Consider the following 15,340-nt stretch of genomic DNA (forward strand, 5'->3'; position numbering starts at 1 on the left):
AATCAACGAATCAATAAGTTCCTGCGAGATGACGAAACCCGTTGCGTCAGGTAATCTGTGACCAGCATCGGAAGAGTTCGTCTCCCGGCCCGCCGGAACCCCTTGGCGACAGAGCTCGATGCATCCGTGTTTGATTCACCACTGTTCGACTCTTCAGTCGCAGAAGGTTCCTACCTTCACACCAGGGAAGCCACATGATCCGCACCTTCGTCTGCCTGCTGGGTACCTGCCTGATCGCAGCAACTGCCGTTGCCGCAGATCCTGCAGAACAGGGATTTGTCTCGATCTTTGATGGGAAATCACTGGCGGGCTGGCGAGGCGATGCCGCGATCTGGCGCGTCGAAGACGGAACCATTGTCGGTGAAACAACGCCCGAGAAGACGATCCCGCAGAATACGTTTCTGGTCTGGGATCAGGGTGAGGTCGATGACTTCGTTCTGAAACTGAAGTTCCGGATTTCCGGCGAGAAGGCGGCCAACAGCGGAGTGCAGATCCGGTCCAAGCAGCGTGAAGATGGCCGCATGATCGGTTATCAGGCAGATTTCGATCTGGCCGGCAAATGGGTCGGCGGAATCTATGAAGAACTCGGCCGCGGCGTGCTGGTCAGGCCGGGAACAAAACTTGTCGCCACGACGGAAAAGAAGCCCAAAGGAGAGGAACTCGTCTCGCGCGAGGAATTGGACAAACTCTATCATCAGGGGGAATGGAACGATCTCGTAATTCGCGCCGAGGGGCATCATCTGACCGTTCAGGTCAACGGCGTCACCACTGCCGACCTGACCGATCGCAATCCGGAAGCCGCGGTCTTCAAGGGACTGGTCGGACTGCAGGTGCACGCGGGACCACCCATGAAGGTCGAGTTCAAAGACATTGCCCTCAAACGTCTTCCGCTGCAGTTCGGGTTCAAGAAAGTCGTCCTCGTTGCCGGTTCCCGCAGCCACAGCTACTTCACCCACGAACACAGGGCGGGCTGCCTGCTTCTGCAGGAAGGAATCGACAATTCCCGGAAGGAGCAGGGACTCAAGGTCGTGACCTCTCTTTATACGGACGGCTGGCCGAAGGACCCGACTGCGTTCGATAATGCCGACGCAATCGTCTTCTACTGCGATGGCGGAGCCAAGCATCCTGTTGCCGCGCACCTCGATGAGATCGATCGGCTGGTAAATGAAAAGCAGGTGGGCGTCGTCTGTATCCACTACGGGGTCGAGATTCCCAAAGGGCCTGGGGGAGACCATTTTCTCAAGTGGATCGGCGGCTACTTCGAAACCAACTATTCGGTGAATCCCCACTGGACGGCCAGTTTCAGCGTGCTGCCGGTACATCCCGTGACGCGGGGTGTCAATCCGTTCGAGATGAATGACGAGTGGTACTACCACATGCGGTTTGTACCCCAGATGACGGGAGTCATGCCGATCCTGTCCGATATTCCGCCGCGCGAGACGTTGAATCGTCCGGAAGGTCCGCATTCCAGTAATCCCCATGTGCGTGAAGCGGTGCTGGTCCGGGAAGAGCCGCAGCATGTGGCCTGGGCGTATGAGCGTCCTGACAGCAAGGGACGGGGATTCGGATTCACGGGTGGACATTTTCATCAGAACTGGCAGAACGATGACTTCCGCAAACTCGTGCTGAACGCCATCGTGTGGACAGCCGGAGCGGATGTTCCCGCGACCGGTGTCGAATCGCCTACTCCCGACGAGGCCCGGCTCGAAGAGAATCAGGACGAGGCCAAACCGAAGAACTACAAGCACCCGGAGCCGGTGAAGTATCCCCCGTTGAAGGCCACTTCTCACCTTGAACGAATTCCGACCGGTGCCTGGCCGGAGGGGGTGCACGTTTCGACTGAAGTTCCGGAAAAAAAAAGGATGAGCCTCTCCCTGATGGCTGGCAATCGCTAATTGACCAGCCCGGCAATCCGCGACAGCAGCAGGCGATCCGGGAATATCTGCTGGACGATCGACAGACCTGGCGCAGCCGACGCGAGCTGCTGGCTGCGCTGGGAGAGTCGGAAGCGGGGAGTCGGTTGCTCCTCAAGCTGCTGAACGAGGCCGCACTGAGCGATCATCTGAAGATCACCGCGCAGGCCACACTTTCAATCTGCCGATTTCCTGCCCTGCACAAGGAGATCAAGGGGGCGGTCCCCGAGTTGCTGAACCGGGATGGCCAACCTCTTCCTCCCCTGTGGGAACTCGCCCGCAAACCGGGCGATCCGGTTCAGGGAAGAATTCTGTTTCATACGACTGCTGCCTGCATGAAGTGCCACCAGGTGAATGGTCTGGGGCTTGAGGTCGGCACGAACCTTTCGGAAGTGGGCAAAAGCAATTCGAAAGAGGGGCTGCTGCAATCGGTGTTGTACCCTTCCGCGCAGATCTCACCCGGTTACGAGACCTGGCTGATCGAGCGGACCGATGGTCGCCATACCGCGGGCCTGCTGATCAAGGAATCTCCGGAAGAATTGCAGCTGCGCGAAGCGACTGCGGAAGTGATTGCAATCCCGCGGCAGGAGATTGAGAACCGGATCCAGCAACCGGTCTCATTGATGCCGTCGGGGATTCAACGGTTGCTGACGACGCAGGAACTGATCGATCTCGTCGAATATCTGGCCACGCTCCAGCAACGTCGTCGCTGATGAGGACGGGGGGACGAGCCAGACGCCCTTGGGCGGTCGACAGGAGAGCGTCAGCGTGAGAGTGATTGGCGGCGAAAGTTCAGAGCGCGCCACTCCCGGTGACGACGACCCCAATCGTCCGTACCAGAATCTTGAAATCATTCCAGACGGTGAGGTTCTGCAGGTAGTGCAAATCGAAGGCGACCTTGCGTCGAAAGCTTTCAATCTCGTTGTCGTAGCCGTTCAGAATCTGTGCGACGCCGGTCAGTCCCGGTTTGAGGCCGAGTCGGTCGAGATATCCGGGAATCTCGTCGCTGAGTCCACGAATGAATTCTGGCCGCTCGGGTCGGGGACCGACCAGTGACATCTCGCCGATCAGCACGTTCCACAACTGAGGCAATTCATCGAGACGGGTCTTGCGCAGCAGCTTGCCAATGGGCGTAATGCGGCTGTCCCCTTTGACGGCGAATTTTGCACCATCTTTCTCGGCGTCCACCCGCATCGTGCGGAACTTGTAGAGAGTGAAGTGTCGTCCGTACGCGAATTCGGTTCGTCGGTCGCTGCCGGGGCGCCGGCGTTCCAGTTCGGGAGGAATGTCGATTTCGGTTTGTCGGCGGTCCGGCCCCGGGCGACGGAGGTTCAGTCCGACCCGCGTCTGACGAAAGATAACCGGGCCGCGTGAGGTCACTTTCACGAGCAGCGCGACGACCAGCATCACGGGGGCCAGCAGGATCAGCATTGAGGCAGCGACAGTGACATCCAGGAGCCGTTTGCCCAACTGGGTCCTTTCCGGGACGCAACGGATGTCGGTTCGGGGGCAGGGCAGGTTCAGCAGCGTGAACCACCAGACAGACCGAAACGGGTCTGTCCCTGCGAACTGGATGACGTCGTTGAGTGAAGGTGCTTCTTCGGCGTGACTTTCAGGAGAGTCGACGGACCGAGTGGTGGTGGCTGATGCGATCATGGGAGATTGAAGGTGAGTACCCATTGCGCGCTCCGGCAAGCGGAACGGAATTCCGGTTTTAGGGGTCGTGGTCAACACTACTTCATTGTTTGGGCAAAGTCTGATTTCTCAGGCGTTTCTTCGTAAAACTCGGGAAGTGACTGCTCGAAAACTACAAGGCTGTGGGTCGGGTTTTCCGTGGCGATTTGTTGCGCAAAAGAAACATTGGCGTAACCTGTGTCACGGGTTTCGGTTATGCGATCGCTCCCAGGGGCGAATTGCCCTCTGCGGGCTTCTCATGATTGACAGAACCCGCATATAATCTCTGAATTCCCTGTTCCCCGTCTTGGCCGAGGTGCGCTGAGGGGGGCCTGGCAACGGATGCCGGGTGTCGGTGAAACTGAGCGCCGACAATTGAATGTCATCTGAAGGTTGTATCATGCGAAGACGAGTCGTCGTCACCGGGCTGGGGTGCGTCACCCCGATCGGCAACAGTGTTCCCGAAATGTGGTCGGCACTGCAGCAAGGGAAGAGCGGCATCGATTTCATTACGCACTTTGACGCTTCCGGATTCCCGACAAAGTTCGCAGCCGAAGTCAAAAATTATCGCCTGGGCGATTACATCAGCCAGCCGGAACGCTTTGAATATGCCGGTCGCAACATCCGTTTTGCGATCGGAGCAGCCGTGCAGGCGGTTAAGGATGCAGGGATCGGCGATCAGAAGTTCGACCCGACCCGCTTTGGCGTGTATCTGGGTGCAGGGGAAGGTCAGCAGGACTTCCTGATGTTCATGGGGCTGATTGCCAACGCCCAGAAGAACGGCGAGTTCGATCTCGAGCAGTTCACCCGCGAGGGGTTGCAGAAGATGAATCCCCGTGAAGAGGTCGAACAGGAGCCCAACATGCCGGCCGGACACCTGGCCAGCCTGTTCAATGCCCAGGGGCCCAACCTCAACTGTCTGACAGCCTGTGCCGCATCCAGCCAGGCGATCGGCGAGGCGACCGAGATCATCCGTCAGGGAGAAGCAGACCTGATGCTCTCCGGCGGTGCGCACAGCATGATTCATCCGTTCGGGGTGACCGGCTTCAACCTGCTGACGGCGCTCTCGACCAATAATTCGAATCCGCGCGGAGCATCACGTCCCTTTGATCGGGACCGGGATGGCTTTGTGCTGGGCGAAGGGGCCGGGATGCTGATTCTCGAAGAACTCGAACATGCGAAACGCCGCGGCGCGCGCATCTACGGCGAGATCCTCGGCTATGGTTCTACGGCCGATGCTTACCGCATTACGGATATCCATCCGGAAGGGCGGGGGGCCACTGCGTGCATCAAGATGGCCCTGAAAGATGCTGGCTGCGAGCCAACCGATATCGATTACATCAACGCTCACGGCACCAGCACGGCGGTGAATGACAAGGTGGAAACGCTGGCGATCAAGCAGGCGTTTGGTGAGCAGGCCTATAAAACGCCGGTCTCCAGCACGAAGAGCATGATGGGACACCTGATTGCCGCTGCGGGCAGCGCGGAAGCGATTGTCTGTCTGATGACCATGAACGATGGCTGGATTCCACCGACTATCAACTACGAAACACCAGATCCACAATGCGATCTGGACTATGTCCCCAATCAGCCTCGCGATCTGAAGGTGCGCAAGTCGCTGTCCAACAGTTTCGGTTTCGGGGGACAGAATATCTCTCTGATCTTCTCACGCTTTGATGAGTGACGGTGGAGAGCACAAACGGGATCTGAATCAGTTACGGGCCAGTTTCTGATGAGAGAAAGTTGTGAATATCATGTCGCAATGGCAGCTCTGGCTGCTGGGGACGATTGGAGTTTTGGCAATCGTCGACCTGCTGATCCATCTTGGCTATTCCCTCTTTGCGATGCGGCGATTTGAAAATCGCCCGGCCTTTTTCGTTCAGTCCCCGCCGGAGGATGGCCCTCTGGCGGAGCCGCTGAGCATCCGGACCAAAGATGGGCTGACCCTTTCCGGGGGAGCCTATTTCCCGGCGGAAACTCCTCCACGCGGGGTAATTGTTTTTGCCCCGGAGACTGACGGACGATACGAGACCTCCATGAACTATGCGGGGGCTCTGGTCGACGCCGGTTTCGTGGTGATCGCCTTCAGTTTTCGTAACAGCGGAGAGAGTGAAACACTCTCGACGTACCAGGCGACTCACTGGATCACCCAGTACGAGGCGGATGACCTCCAGGCCGTGCTCGATTTTGTTCAGTCTCAGCCACAGTTCGAAGGGTTGCCGCTGGGGCTGGTCGGAATCAGTCGTGGTGCGGGAACGGCGCTGGCCGTGGGGGCGGCCCATCCTCGAGTTCAGGCGATCTGGGCTCAGGGGGCATATTCCACCCATTCCCTGGCGCTGCATTACTCGGTCGAGCGGATCGTGCAGTTCGTCGGCAGCTGGGGCCGATTCATTCCCCGCTGGCACATTCGAACCACGCTCTGGTTTACCTTCCGGTTGGCGGAAGCCAAGTTCGGAGCCAAGTTCATTTACCTCGAATCGCTCCTCCATAAGTGGAAAGGACGTCCGGTCAAGTTTGTCAGTGGCGCACGCGACAGTTACGTCCCGAGCCTCATCTCGCAGCGGCTGTGCCAGCTGAGCGGCCATTCACCCGACCAGGCCTGCTGGATCGTTCCGAAAGCAAAGCACAATATGGAGCGAGTCGCCGCCCCGCACGACTATGATGAGCGAATCGTTCAGTTCTTCGATCAGATGACCGAACCGCATTACGCTTCGCCGGTCCACACAGCGAGTGCACGTTAATTCCTGCTGTACTCGGCCAGCGGTCGGCGCCGGCTGTTCACCGGACATGGCAAGTCGACAGCGAAACCCTGTCGTGTGCGAGATGGTGGCGTACTGAGGTGAACCGGGACCGGGGGAGCGCTTTCAACCTGGTCAGAGCTCGATGATTTATCTGGATAACAACGCGTCAACGAGACTCGATCCTGAAGTGGCCGCCCGGATGGCGGAGCTGTCGCAGGTCGCTTTCGGAAATCCGGGGAGCCGTCACGCGGCCGGACGTAAAGCGCGGCAGATCCTTGAAGATGCGCGCGAGCAACTCGCAGAACTCGTTGACGCAGCCCCCGAAGAAGTCATCTTCACCTCAGGGGGGACCGAATCGAACCATCTGGCGATTCATGGACTCACCGGCAGTCAGCGCGGAGGATTACTGGTTTCCCCGGGGGAACATCCTTCGGTGGAAGAGCCTGTTCGCCGACTGGTGCATCAGGGATGGCAGAGACGCCCGTTGGCTATCGATGCACTGGGGCGACTCGCCGATTGCGGTGAGGTTTCACTCGATGGCATCGTTCTCGCTGTTGCCTTGCTGGCTCACAACGAAACGGGCGTCATCCAGGATCTGGGAACGCTGGCGATTCGATGCCGCGAGGCAGAGGTTCCGCTACACATCGATGCTGTCCAGGCTGTGGGAAAGATCGACGTCCGATTTCGTACCTCGCTGGCGGCCAGCATGTCGTTGGCGGCCCATAAGTTTCATGGGCCCCGCGGAATCGGCGCCTTGCTGTTGAGTCAAGGCTGTCGGCTGGTTCCTCAGATGCTGGGGGGGCATCAGGAACAGGGACGGCGGGCCGGAACAGAATCGGTTGTCCTGGCCGCCGGGATGGCAATGGCCCTCGCCCGTTGGAAGCAGCAGCAGACGGCTCGCACCGAGGCACTCACGGCACTGAGAGACCGCCTGCAGCGCAGCCTTGTCGAGACCTGTGCACCGGTGGTGATCAACGGAGACACGAGGCACCGTCTGCCGAACACCTTGCATCTCGCGTTCCCCGGCTGTGCGGCGGACGCATTGCTTGTGGCGCTCGATCTCGCTGGAATCTGCTGCTCCCTCGGCAGTGCCTGTGCGAGTGGATCGACCGAGCCGGCTCCCATTCTGCTGGCAATGGGGTTGCCGCGCGAGGTTTATGAGTCGTCGCTGCGGCTCAGCCTCAGTCATGAAAACACCACCGAAGAGGTCGACGAGGCGGTCCGGCGGATTGCTCATGTCGTCAAGAGACTCCGCGCCCGGGAGCGGTGATCAACGTCCGCACGGTCGCTGGGGGCTGCTTTTCGGGGGCCGGGGTTGTTTCAGGCGAATCCCGATTGGTAGACTTCGCCATCCCGTCGGGAGGTCTGGGAACGCCGTATAAAGGACTTCGGCCGTGTTGCTGACTCGCTCCATTCGCCGCAAACTTGCCTTGGCACTGGCACTCGTGCTCTGCCTCGTCAGCCTCTCGGCGGCCTGTAGTGTGCGTGGAGTCTACAGTTGCCGCCGCATGGTCCGTGACCTGGAACTGAGTATCAAAAATCTTCCCCGGCGCGACGGACTGGTCGCTACCGTGAGCGACGTTCTCAAGCCGTTCGCTCACGATTTCCCCGCCCCGATGCAATATGAAGAATTCCGCGACAACTTCGCGAAAGTCCGTGAGCGGGCACGGGAATTCGAAGACAACTGGAAATCGCTCGACGACTCGCTGCAGCACTCATACGCAGAAAACGGGACATATGCCCTGCTCTTTTCCTCGGTCTCCAGCTCGCTGAACGAGATCGAAAGTGGAATGTCCCGGCTGGCCGACTCACAAACCTATGAGCAACAAAAAAACTCTATTCTGCGCAGCGTGACACAGGTCATCTCCGCCATCGAGGCCCTGCCTGATCCGGCGAACCGATTGAACGAAAAGCTGCTGCAGGCTCGCTCGGATTACAGTCTGCAGTTGCGTCTGGTCTCGGGACTGGGGGCCTTTTCGGTGGTGCTGGTGATTGGGCTGATGTTCTGGGGCTACAACCTGATCTTCATGCCGCTCCGCAAACTGCATCATGGGGTCCGTCGCGTGGCCGATGGCGATTACTCGCATCGACTGAAAATCGACACGCAGTGCGAGATTTCGCATCTGGCTCATGCATTCAACCAGATGGCGCAACGGATTCAGGAAGAACAGCGAAATCAGTCGCGGGCCATTGAAGAACGAAGCAAGCAGCTGGTCCTCTCCGAGCGACTGGTCGGTGCGGGCTTCCTCGCTTCGGGGGTTGCCCACGAAATTAACAATCCTCTTTCCGTCATCATGACCGCAGCCTACGGGCTGGAAATGCGGCTCGATGATCAGGCTCTCTCCCAGCTCTCAGAAGCCGATCGTGCGGACATCCGTGAATACCTTGGACTGATTCAAAGTGAAGCGGAGCGCTGTGAACGGATTACCAAGAAGCTGCTCGATTTTTCGTACGGGAAGGATCAGGAACGAAACCGTTACGACGTTACAGCGATTGCGGCGGAGGTCGCTGCGATGGTGGGGCATTTAAGTCGATATCAGGATCGGAAGCTGACCCTGAGCCAGACACTCCCGCTCCATGCATGGGTCAATGCCGCCGAAATCAAGCAGGTGCTGCTGAATCTTGTCGCCAATGGACTGGACGCCACCGGCCCGGGGGGACGTGTCGAGATCGAACTGAGCGAATTGCCGGACGAGGTGGAGATCACGGTCCGGGACAATGGCTGTGGCATGACCCGGGAGCAGATGCAGCACATTTTTGAGCCGTTCTTTACGACGAAGGAAGTCGGTAAAGGGACCGGACTGGGGTTATCGATTACGCACCGCATCGTGCGCGACCACGGGGGGACGCTGGAAGTTCACAGTGCCGGGACGGGTCAGGGCTCGAGTTTCACGCTGCGGCTTCCCAAGGCGGCCCGCCGGAGTCAGGCGGCCTGAATTGTCTTCTTCAGCCCGTTGGCCGGCAAAGGGACGCCCTCCGCAGAATCTGGAGGAGCCGCTCACATCGTTTGCGGCTCGTGGGTCGCGCCAGCGTTCAACACCGAGGCGGGCGCAATCGGATCGGCCCCGGTTTTCTCACAGCCGCCACGACAGTAAGACCGCCGGCTGGATTTCTGAGAGCGGCGCGTCAAGGGATTGCGGCGATTTTTCGCCCAAAATCTCGTCTTGAGCAAATTCTGCCGATCCGCTTATATTTTCGCCAACATGACTGCGCGATAGGTCCATCCAAGGGGGGTGGAGCAGCCAGGGAGCAAGCATCCGACTGGGATTTTGCACCGTCTGCCGGAGTCGTGTCCCAAGGAGGGAAGTGGAATGAAATTGCATGGAGTGAAATTGCTGTTAGGTCTGGCTGTCGCTTCACTGACCGCCATTGCAGTTCAGGCAGAAGAACCAGCTTCGATTCCCGCGATCGATCCCGCTCTGCCGCCTTATCAGCGGGTTGAAGGACTGAAGGGAAAGCTGACCCTGATCGGCTCCGACACTCTGGGACAGATGGCCTCTGTCTGGGGACAGCACTTTCAGCAGCTCTATCCGGAAGTCAAAGTCGAAGTGGTCGTGAAAGGTTCTGTGAATGCCGTGGCTTCAGTCATGGATGGACAGGCCCAGATCGGCCTCCTGAGCCGTCAGATCAACCAGGATGAGATCGCACAGTTCCAGAAGCGATTCGGATATCTGCCGACCGTTCTCACACCTTCATTTGAGCCGATCGGAATCTATGTGCATCAGGATAATCCCATCACCTCGCTAACCATGCAGCAGCTGGATGCCATTTTCTCGACATCCCTGAAGCGGGGTGCTCCGAAGACCGCAACCACGTGGGGCGATGTCGGACTGGCTGGCAATTGGGCCACGGCTCCGATTGCCGTTCAGGGACGCACCCCCACGACCGGATCTCAGCTCTTCTTTCAGGCTGGCGTGCTCGGCGGCGGTGAGTTCCGGAAGGAAATGGTCAGCAATCCCAGCAATCTGGGCATGATCAAGGCGGTCGCAGCCAACCCGAACGCAATCGGTTTTGTCGGTGCGATTCACGAGATTCCCGGGGTCAAAGCGGTGCCGCTGGCCATGCAGCCCGGCAGCACCCCCATCGGTGTGCACAGCCACGGATATCCACTGGTGCGTCCGCTGCAGATCGTTCTCAACAACTCTCCCAAAGACAGCCTGTCCCCGCTGGAAGTGGAGTTCGTGAAGTTCATCTTCAGCAAGTCGGGACAGCAGGACGTGGTCATCAGCGGTTTCGCACCGATCAGCGGCGCTGCCACCGAAATCTCGCTGCAGGCGATCGGCGTGCATACCCTGAACTAGTTGAAATCCGGAGTATCACTTCTGTTCGGAACTGCAGCGCAGCCTGATTCCGTCGTGCCCCGCAGAGCTGTCGTCTGGACACAACAACGATCATCCTGCTCTTTACTGCAGAACATTATCTGACTTCATTCGAAACAATTCTCTCGCATTCGCGAGCCAGGAGCCTGATCATGAAAAGGATTTCATATATCTCTGCAGCGCTCGCTCTGGGAGCTGCCCTGACGATGACAAGTCAGACGCAAGCAATTAATCCCGGGCAGTCAACGACGACGCCAGCGCTGCAGCCCAATTACGGGATTGTGAACCCCGGTGTGCTGCCCGGCATCGGCTATTCCAACCCGGCCATCCAGAACGACCCGTTTCTCTCATCGAGCATTTACAACTCGGCTCCCATCTATCCGAGCATGGGAACCACGAACTTCAGCCCACTGATCAACCCGGGAGTTCCAAATCCGGACCCCCACGCATACCCAGACGGCCGCTCCCGGCAGATCGTTCCGGGATACAACCCGGGTAACCCGTCCAACAACCGCAAATGGCGGTTGGGGGTTTACTCCAAAGATCTGGACACCGGCGTCAAGATCATGGATGTGGTGAACGGCGGCGCTGCCCACCGGGCCGGGCTGGAAGTCAATGACCTCATCGTCTGTGTGAGTGGTTACCAGGTCGGGTATGTCGGCGGCCAGCTTTATGACTGTACTTCGGAATTCGATCGCAGCGCTGACCAGAACGGCTGGGTCAGTCTGCTGGTGCAGAACAACCGGAATGGCCAGCTGCAGCTCGTCTCGGTTCAACTGGATTCGAAGTTCTCGTCGCTGCGTGGGTCGATCGCTCTGCCGAACCGCCAGAACCTGCCGAACAATGCCCTGATCAATGTCGAACTGCAGGAAATTGTCGGCAATACCGCGCGGCCGGTGACTTTTGCGAGCACGCAGATCAACAATCTGACGCAGTACCCGATTCCGTTCTCGATCGACTTCGATCCGGCTCGGATGTCTCCGATGGGCCGCTACATTGTGTATGCGAGCTTGGTGTCCGGCAATCGCGAGGTTTATCGCACGACTCAGAATCTGCCGCCGATGATGCATGGACAGCCCCGCACGGTAAACCTGCAGCTGGAGCAGGTGCAATCCATGTATGACCCGCGCTCCAACTCGCTCGACCAGAGTGCACAGGTCGCGCAGATTGTGAACTGGTTCAATCTGTATCTGGGACGTAACCCGTCGGATCGCGAACTGGGGAACTGGCTGGAAGCCCTCCGCAACGGAGCTTCAATGGCGCAGGTGCAGCAGGAACTGCTGGGCAGTAATCAGTTCTTTAACGCCTGCAACGCCGACCGCCGGATGTATGTGGAGCGGGTCCATGAACTGATCGTCGGCCGTAAACCGAATCAGGAAGAACTGAACTACTGGTTGTCTCGCTACGACCAGAATGCAGCTCGCCGTGATTTTGCCCGCGACTTCCAGAATTCGATGGGCATTCAATAGCGGATGCTGCTCGTTTCGGTCTGTACGCATTCGGCTTTGAAAGTTCGCTGAATACCACTCCCCGTGTGACAAGATCGGGCCGATCGAAACCAGAATGTCTTAGTCCCCATCGTACGAACGGTCCGCCTGCCGTGCGATAAATCAAGTCGAACTGAGCCCGGATTCAAATTGAGTCCGGGCTTTTTCATTGCACGTCTGGGAATGTGAGCCGCAACAGTTCACTCTCGCGGGGCTCGCAGATGACTTCAAATCATCCGCAGCGGGGCAAGCAGCATCCAGAATGAGTTAAAACTCTCCAATCACCTCGTTGCCGCTGCGGGTTCCGAGTGCACGCCAGATGTCACGGCTGACATTGTCGCTCGCGAAACGGACGGAACCATCGCAAAGCCCGAGCATGACTCCCCCACTGTGACGACTGCGTGCGGCTGTCAGGCCGGAATTATGACTCGCATTCCCGCAGTCGAACTGGGTGGAATTCGGCGTATAGAAGTGGTTGTACAGGGTGTCGCCGTAATGCCCGTTGAGCCACTTTGCTCCTCTCATCCCGGACCATGTGGTGGAACCGGAGGAGACACAGACCGCCTCGCTGGTCAGCGTTCCGCCTGCGAGTTCCAGAACCTCACCTTGTGGCGATCGGGGTGAGCCACCCGGCTGGGAACTGGGAAGTCCTCCGGGCCCGAGAGTCTGCTCAGAGAAACAGGCAGTGTTCGATGTCCCATCGGTGATGTCCCTCAGGCGGGTTGCCGATCCCGAATACATGACGCCGTTTCCCTGGGAAATGTGGCTCGCATTCTCGACACCATCCCCTGTTGTCGCCGCGTAGTTGGTCGGGGCAAATTCGGAATCGGGAATCTGTCCGAAATCGCTGGGGCAAAGATAGGCAGGAATTCGGGTTCGTGCGGCGATCTCGTTCTGTTTCATCGGCGACGACGGAAGACCGAAATTGGGCGACGTGTTGAAGTCGAGTAATTGGTAGAGACTCCCGCCATCCATCAGCGGCAGGATCTGTGCCTGAACGGAAAAGACCTTCGGATAGTTGACCCGCCCGGGGGGCAGCACGCCGTGAGCGGACTCGTAATTGTGCAGCGCGAGCCCAATCTGTTTCAGGTTGTTTCGACATTGCGAACGCCGCGCAGCCTCACGCGCCTGCTGCACCGCCGGCAGCAGCAGTGACACCAGAACCGCGATGATGGCGATGACGACGAGCAGTTCGATCAGCGTGAAAGCTTGTACCCGCCGTACGAACACGCGCGATCGGCACGGCCCCTTGAGTTCCCCTCCCGTCGAAGAGTCACGGTGCTTCAGCGACAAGCCACGCTTGAACGCCGGGTTTTCTTCCGACAAATGGCCAGGCATCTTTGCGATGCGATCCGGAAAATGTTGATTCATGATGGTATTCATCACCCCGGATTGTCTCCGGGCCCCCAAGGCAGACCACTGGCCTGATATCACAGCAGGAACATGAAGAGCCTGCATCTGGCGGCGCGTGATGGCGCGCTCACACCGGAAAATGGACTGCTTGGAGAGCGAGCCTGATTGACCGAATGAGCGCGCGAACTCGCGCCGACAGAGCGACACACATTGCAACAACCACGTGAGAACCATTCCCTGGGGAGGATTGTGTCACCGCGCAGAACAGAGACCGCACATCCGCGAGGAGGCACATTGCCATTTCATCTCGAAATCGGCTGGCAACCTGGCGAGAGCATTTGGACTCGTGATTGCCTCTTCCTCGCTTCCGGAAGACAGCATTTCACCACACGAAACGCTGGCTGCGCGGACACTGGAAAGAGCAGCCTGCTCAAGGACACTTCCTTCTTGTCCGATCGCTGGCGGCCGTGCGTTGAAAAAGTCTGTCAGACAGACGCTCAATACGTTTAGCAGCGACCCGCATCGGCAGAGTTGGTTCCCAAAGTCAGGCCGGCGAGCGGGGCGGAGGAACCGGAGGGGGCAAGAAGGTCTCGGGAATGCGCAGCATCCCGGTCAGCGCTGGCTCCGTCGAGATGCCCTCTGGCGTGGGGATCACCATCGCGGCGTCGATAATCGTCCAGGGCATGGACGTCCACGACATCGTTGAGCCGCTGCACTGTTCCGCCAGCAGCCTGATCACATAGTGGTCTTCAGAGGCGTCTTCAGCCGACGCAAAAGTCTCGACCGGACGCCCGGTTGTTGTGGCAAGTGATTCGGAAGTCCCCTTCTTCTCGCAACAGCTGGATCGAACGGGTGCGGCACTCGCTTTGATCGTCTGAATCTGTGCCGTGCAGGTTTCCTGTCGAGCTGCAGCCAGCACAAAAGCGGGCAACGTCACGCGATTTTCTTTCGCCCACGCCAGTTTCTGTGAATTGGAAAAGCAGCAGCACGTTTTCCAACATTGGTCCGCTGAGCGACACCCGCAGGCTCGGTGCTGACAGGGGAACGGTCGCGAAAGGTCTTTCCTGGCAGCCGTTTCACTGCGCAGTTGCGGCAACGGCAACGGAAAGAGCAAAGCGATCCATCCGAGGCAGAGAAGCAACGACACCGCACGACGGGGCTCGCGCAACCCGTTCAGCGTTTGCCAGATTGTAACCCGCCGGCGCATCATGATGATTTCTCTGGCGCTGCCAGAGCCGCTGTTCCGGCTCGCTCTCCACTGGAAAGATTACGCTCAGAAGAGACCGCTGTCACGCGAGTCGGAGGAAATCGATGTTGTCCATCCCCATTTCTCGAACCTGAAAAAAGCGTTCTCGCGTTCTTGTCGACTGATTGCTGGTTCGACATCGCGCAGCTTCGAGAGAGTTTGGAAGGCGCGAGGCCATCCTCAGGGAGTACAAACGTCTTCCCCAGTCGACGGTTGAACTTCCCGGATGTTCTGTTCGGCTGAGATGAGCCCGTCAGTACCTGAAAACGACGCTTGAGTACCCGCCACCGCTGGATGGAGATTGACCTCGGTGTGGCAGACCGAAACGGCTGATTGACTCTGATCTGTCCATTTTCAGGAAACGAGACTGCGCCTTTCCTAGAATCCAAATGCACTGGACATGCACCGGAGAGGACCACCTTCAGGCGTGCCGTGGCTGGCCGGAAGCCTGGCAGACATTGTTCAGGACTGAGAGATCTCGCAGTGGGGTGCTCGATGCGAGATGTGCGATTTCCTGTCAGCCTCCGCTTTTGATCGGAAGTCCTCAGTTGGCTCTGGGGTAAGGATCACGCCCCTCCCGATCGGCCTCGGCTGAAAAATAGTTTTG

At 58.5% G+C, this 15,340-nt stretch carries 11 protein-coding genes; 8 read left to right on the plus strand and 3 right to left on the minus strand.

What is annotated here, in order from left to right:
- Window positions 1-194 precede the first annotated feature (194 nt).
- Entirely contained in the window at window positions 195-1,895 is a 1,701-nt protein-coding gene (locus SH664x_RS09385; protein WP_437206936.1) for a family 16 glycoside hydrolase, read from the plus strand.
- 125 nt (window positions 1,896-2,020) lie between these two features.
- Window positions 2,021-2,626 carry a c-type cytochrome gene (locus SH664x_RS09390; protein WP_437206937.1) on the plus strand — a complete coding sequence of 202 codons (606 nt, stop codon included), beginning with the start codon at window positions 2,021-2,023 and terminating at the stop codon, window positions 2,624-2,626.
- A 79-nt stretch (window positions 2,627-2,705) separates the two neighbouring features.
- Here SH664x_RS09390 and SH664x_RS09395 read toward each other — a convergent pair whose 3' ends face one another.
- Window positions 2,706-3,593, minus strand: coding sequence for a sugar transferase (locus SH664x_RS09395; RefSeq protein WP_437206938.1), 888 nt, complete (start codon window positions 3,591-3,593; stop codon window positions 2,706-2,708).
- 394 nt (window positions 3,594-3,987) lie between these two features.
- On the opposite strand from SH664x_RS09395, the gene fabF reads away from it, so the two are divergent.
- The 6 genes from fabF to SH664x_RS09425 all read left to right on the plus strand — a co-directional run bounded on the left by fabF (window position 3,988) and on the right by SH664x_RS09425 (window position 12,116).
- A complete protein-coding gene (fabF, locus tag SH664x_RS09400; protein WP_437206939.1) occupies window positions 3,988-5,271 on the plus strand; it encodes a beta-ketoacyl-ACP synthase II in 1,284 nt (427 codons plus the stop codon).
- A 70-nt stretch (window positions 5,272-5,341) separates the two neighbouring features.
- Window positions 5,342-6,328: an alpha/beta hydrolase gene (locus SH664x_RS09405; RefSeq protein WP_437206941.1), complete on the plus strand. Its 987-nt coding sequence runs from the start codon at window positions 5,342-5,344 to the stop codon at window positions 6,326-6,328.
- A 142-nt stretch (window positions 6,329-6,470) separates the two neighbouring features.
- The gene (locus SH664x_RS09410) at window positions 6,471-7,598 is read left to right on the plus strand and encodes a cysteine desulfurase family protein (protein WP_437206942.1); all 1,128 of its coding nucleotides are present in this window, start codon (window positions 6,471-6,473) and stop codon (window positions 7,596-7,598) included.
- 124 nt (window positions 7,599-7,722) lie between these two features.
- Window positions 7,723-9,264, plus strand: a complete 1,542-nt coding sequence (locus SH664x_RS09415) for a sensor histidine kinase (protein ID WP_437206943.1) — start codon at window positions 7,723-7,725, stop codon at window positions 9,262-9,264.
- A 375-nt stretch (window positions 9,265-9,639) separates the two neighbouring features.
- Complete coding sequence (locus SH664x_RS09420; protein WP_437206945.1) at window positions 9,640-10,629, plus strand: PstS family phosphate ABC transporter substrate-binding protein; 990 nt, start codon at window positions 9,640-9,642, stop codon at window positions 10,627-10,629.
- Between the two features lie 170 nt (window positions 10,630-10,799).
- Window positions 10,800-12,116, plus strand: coding sequence for a YbaY family lipoprotein (locus tag SH664x_RS09425; protein WP_437206946.1), 1,317 nt, complete (start codon window positions 10,800-10,802; stop codon window positions 12,114-12,116).
- A gap of 285 nt (window positions 12,117-12,401) precedes the next feature.
- Here the strand turns inward: SH664x_RS09425 and SH664x_RS09430 are convergent, their stop codons facing one another.
- Window positions 12,402-13,505 (minus strand): DUF1559 family PulG-like putative transporter, encoded by a 1,104-nt coding sequence (locus tag SH664x_RS09430; RefSeq protein ID WP_437206947.1) that lies wholly within the window; start codon window positions 13,503-13,505, stop codon window positions 12,402-12,404.
- A gap of 526 nt (window positions 13,506-14,031) precedes the next feature.
- Window positions 14,032-14,424 (minus strand): hypothetical protein, encoded by a 393-nt coding sequence (locus SH664x_RS09435; RefSeq protein WP_437206949.1) that lies wholly within the window; start codon window positions 14,422-14,424, stop codon window positions 14,032-14,034.
- Between the last annotated feature and the right edge of the window lie 916 nt (window positions 14,425-15,340).

The organism is Planctomicrobium aquicomposti, assembly GCF_051466325.1.
In the GTDB taxonomy this organism is placed as follows: domain Bacteria; phylum Planctomycetota; class Planctomycetia; order Planctomycetales; family Planctomycetaceae; genus Planctomicrobium.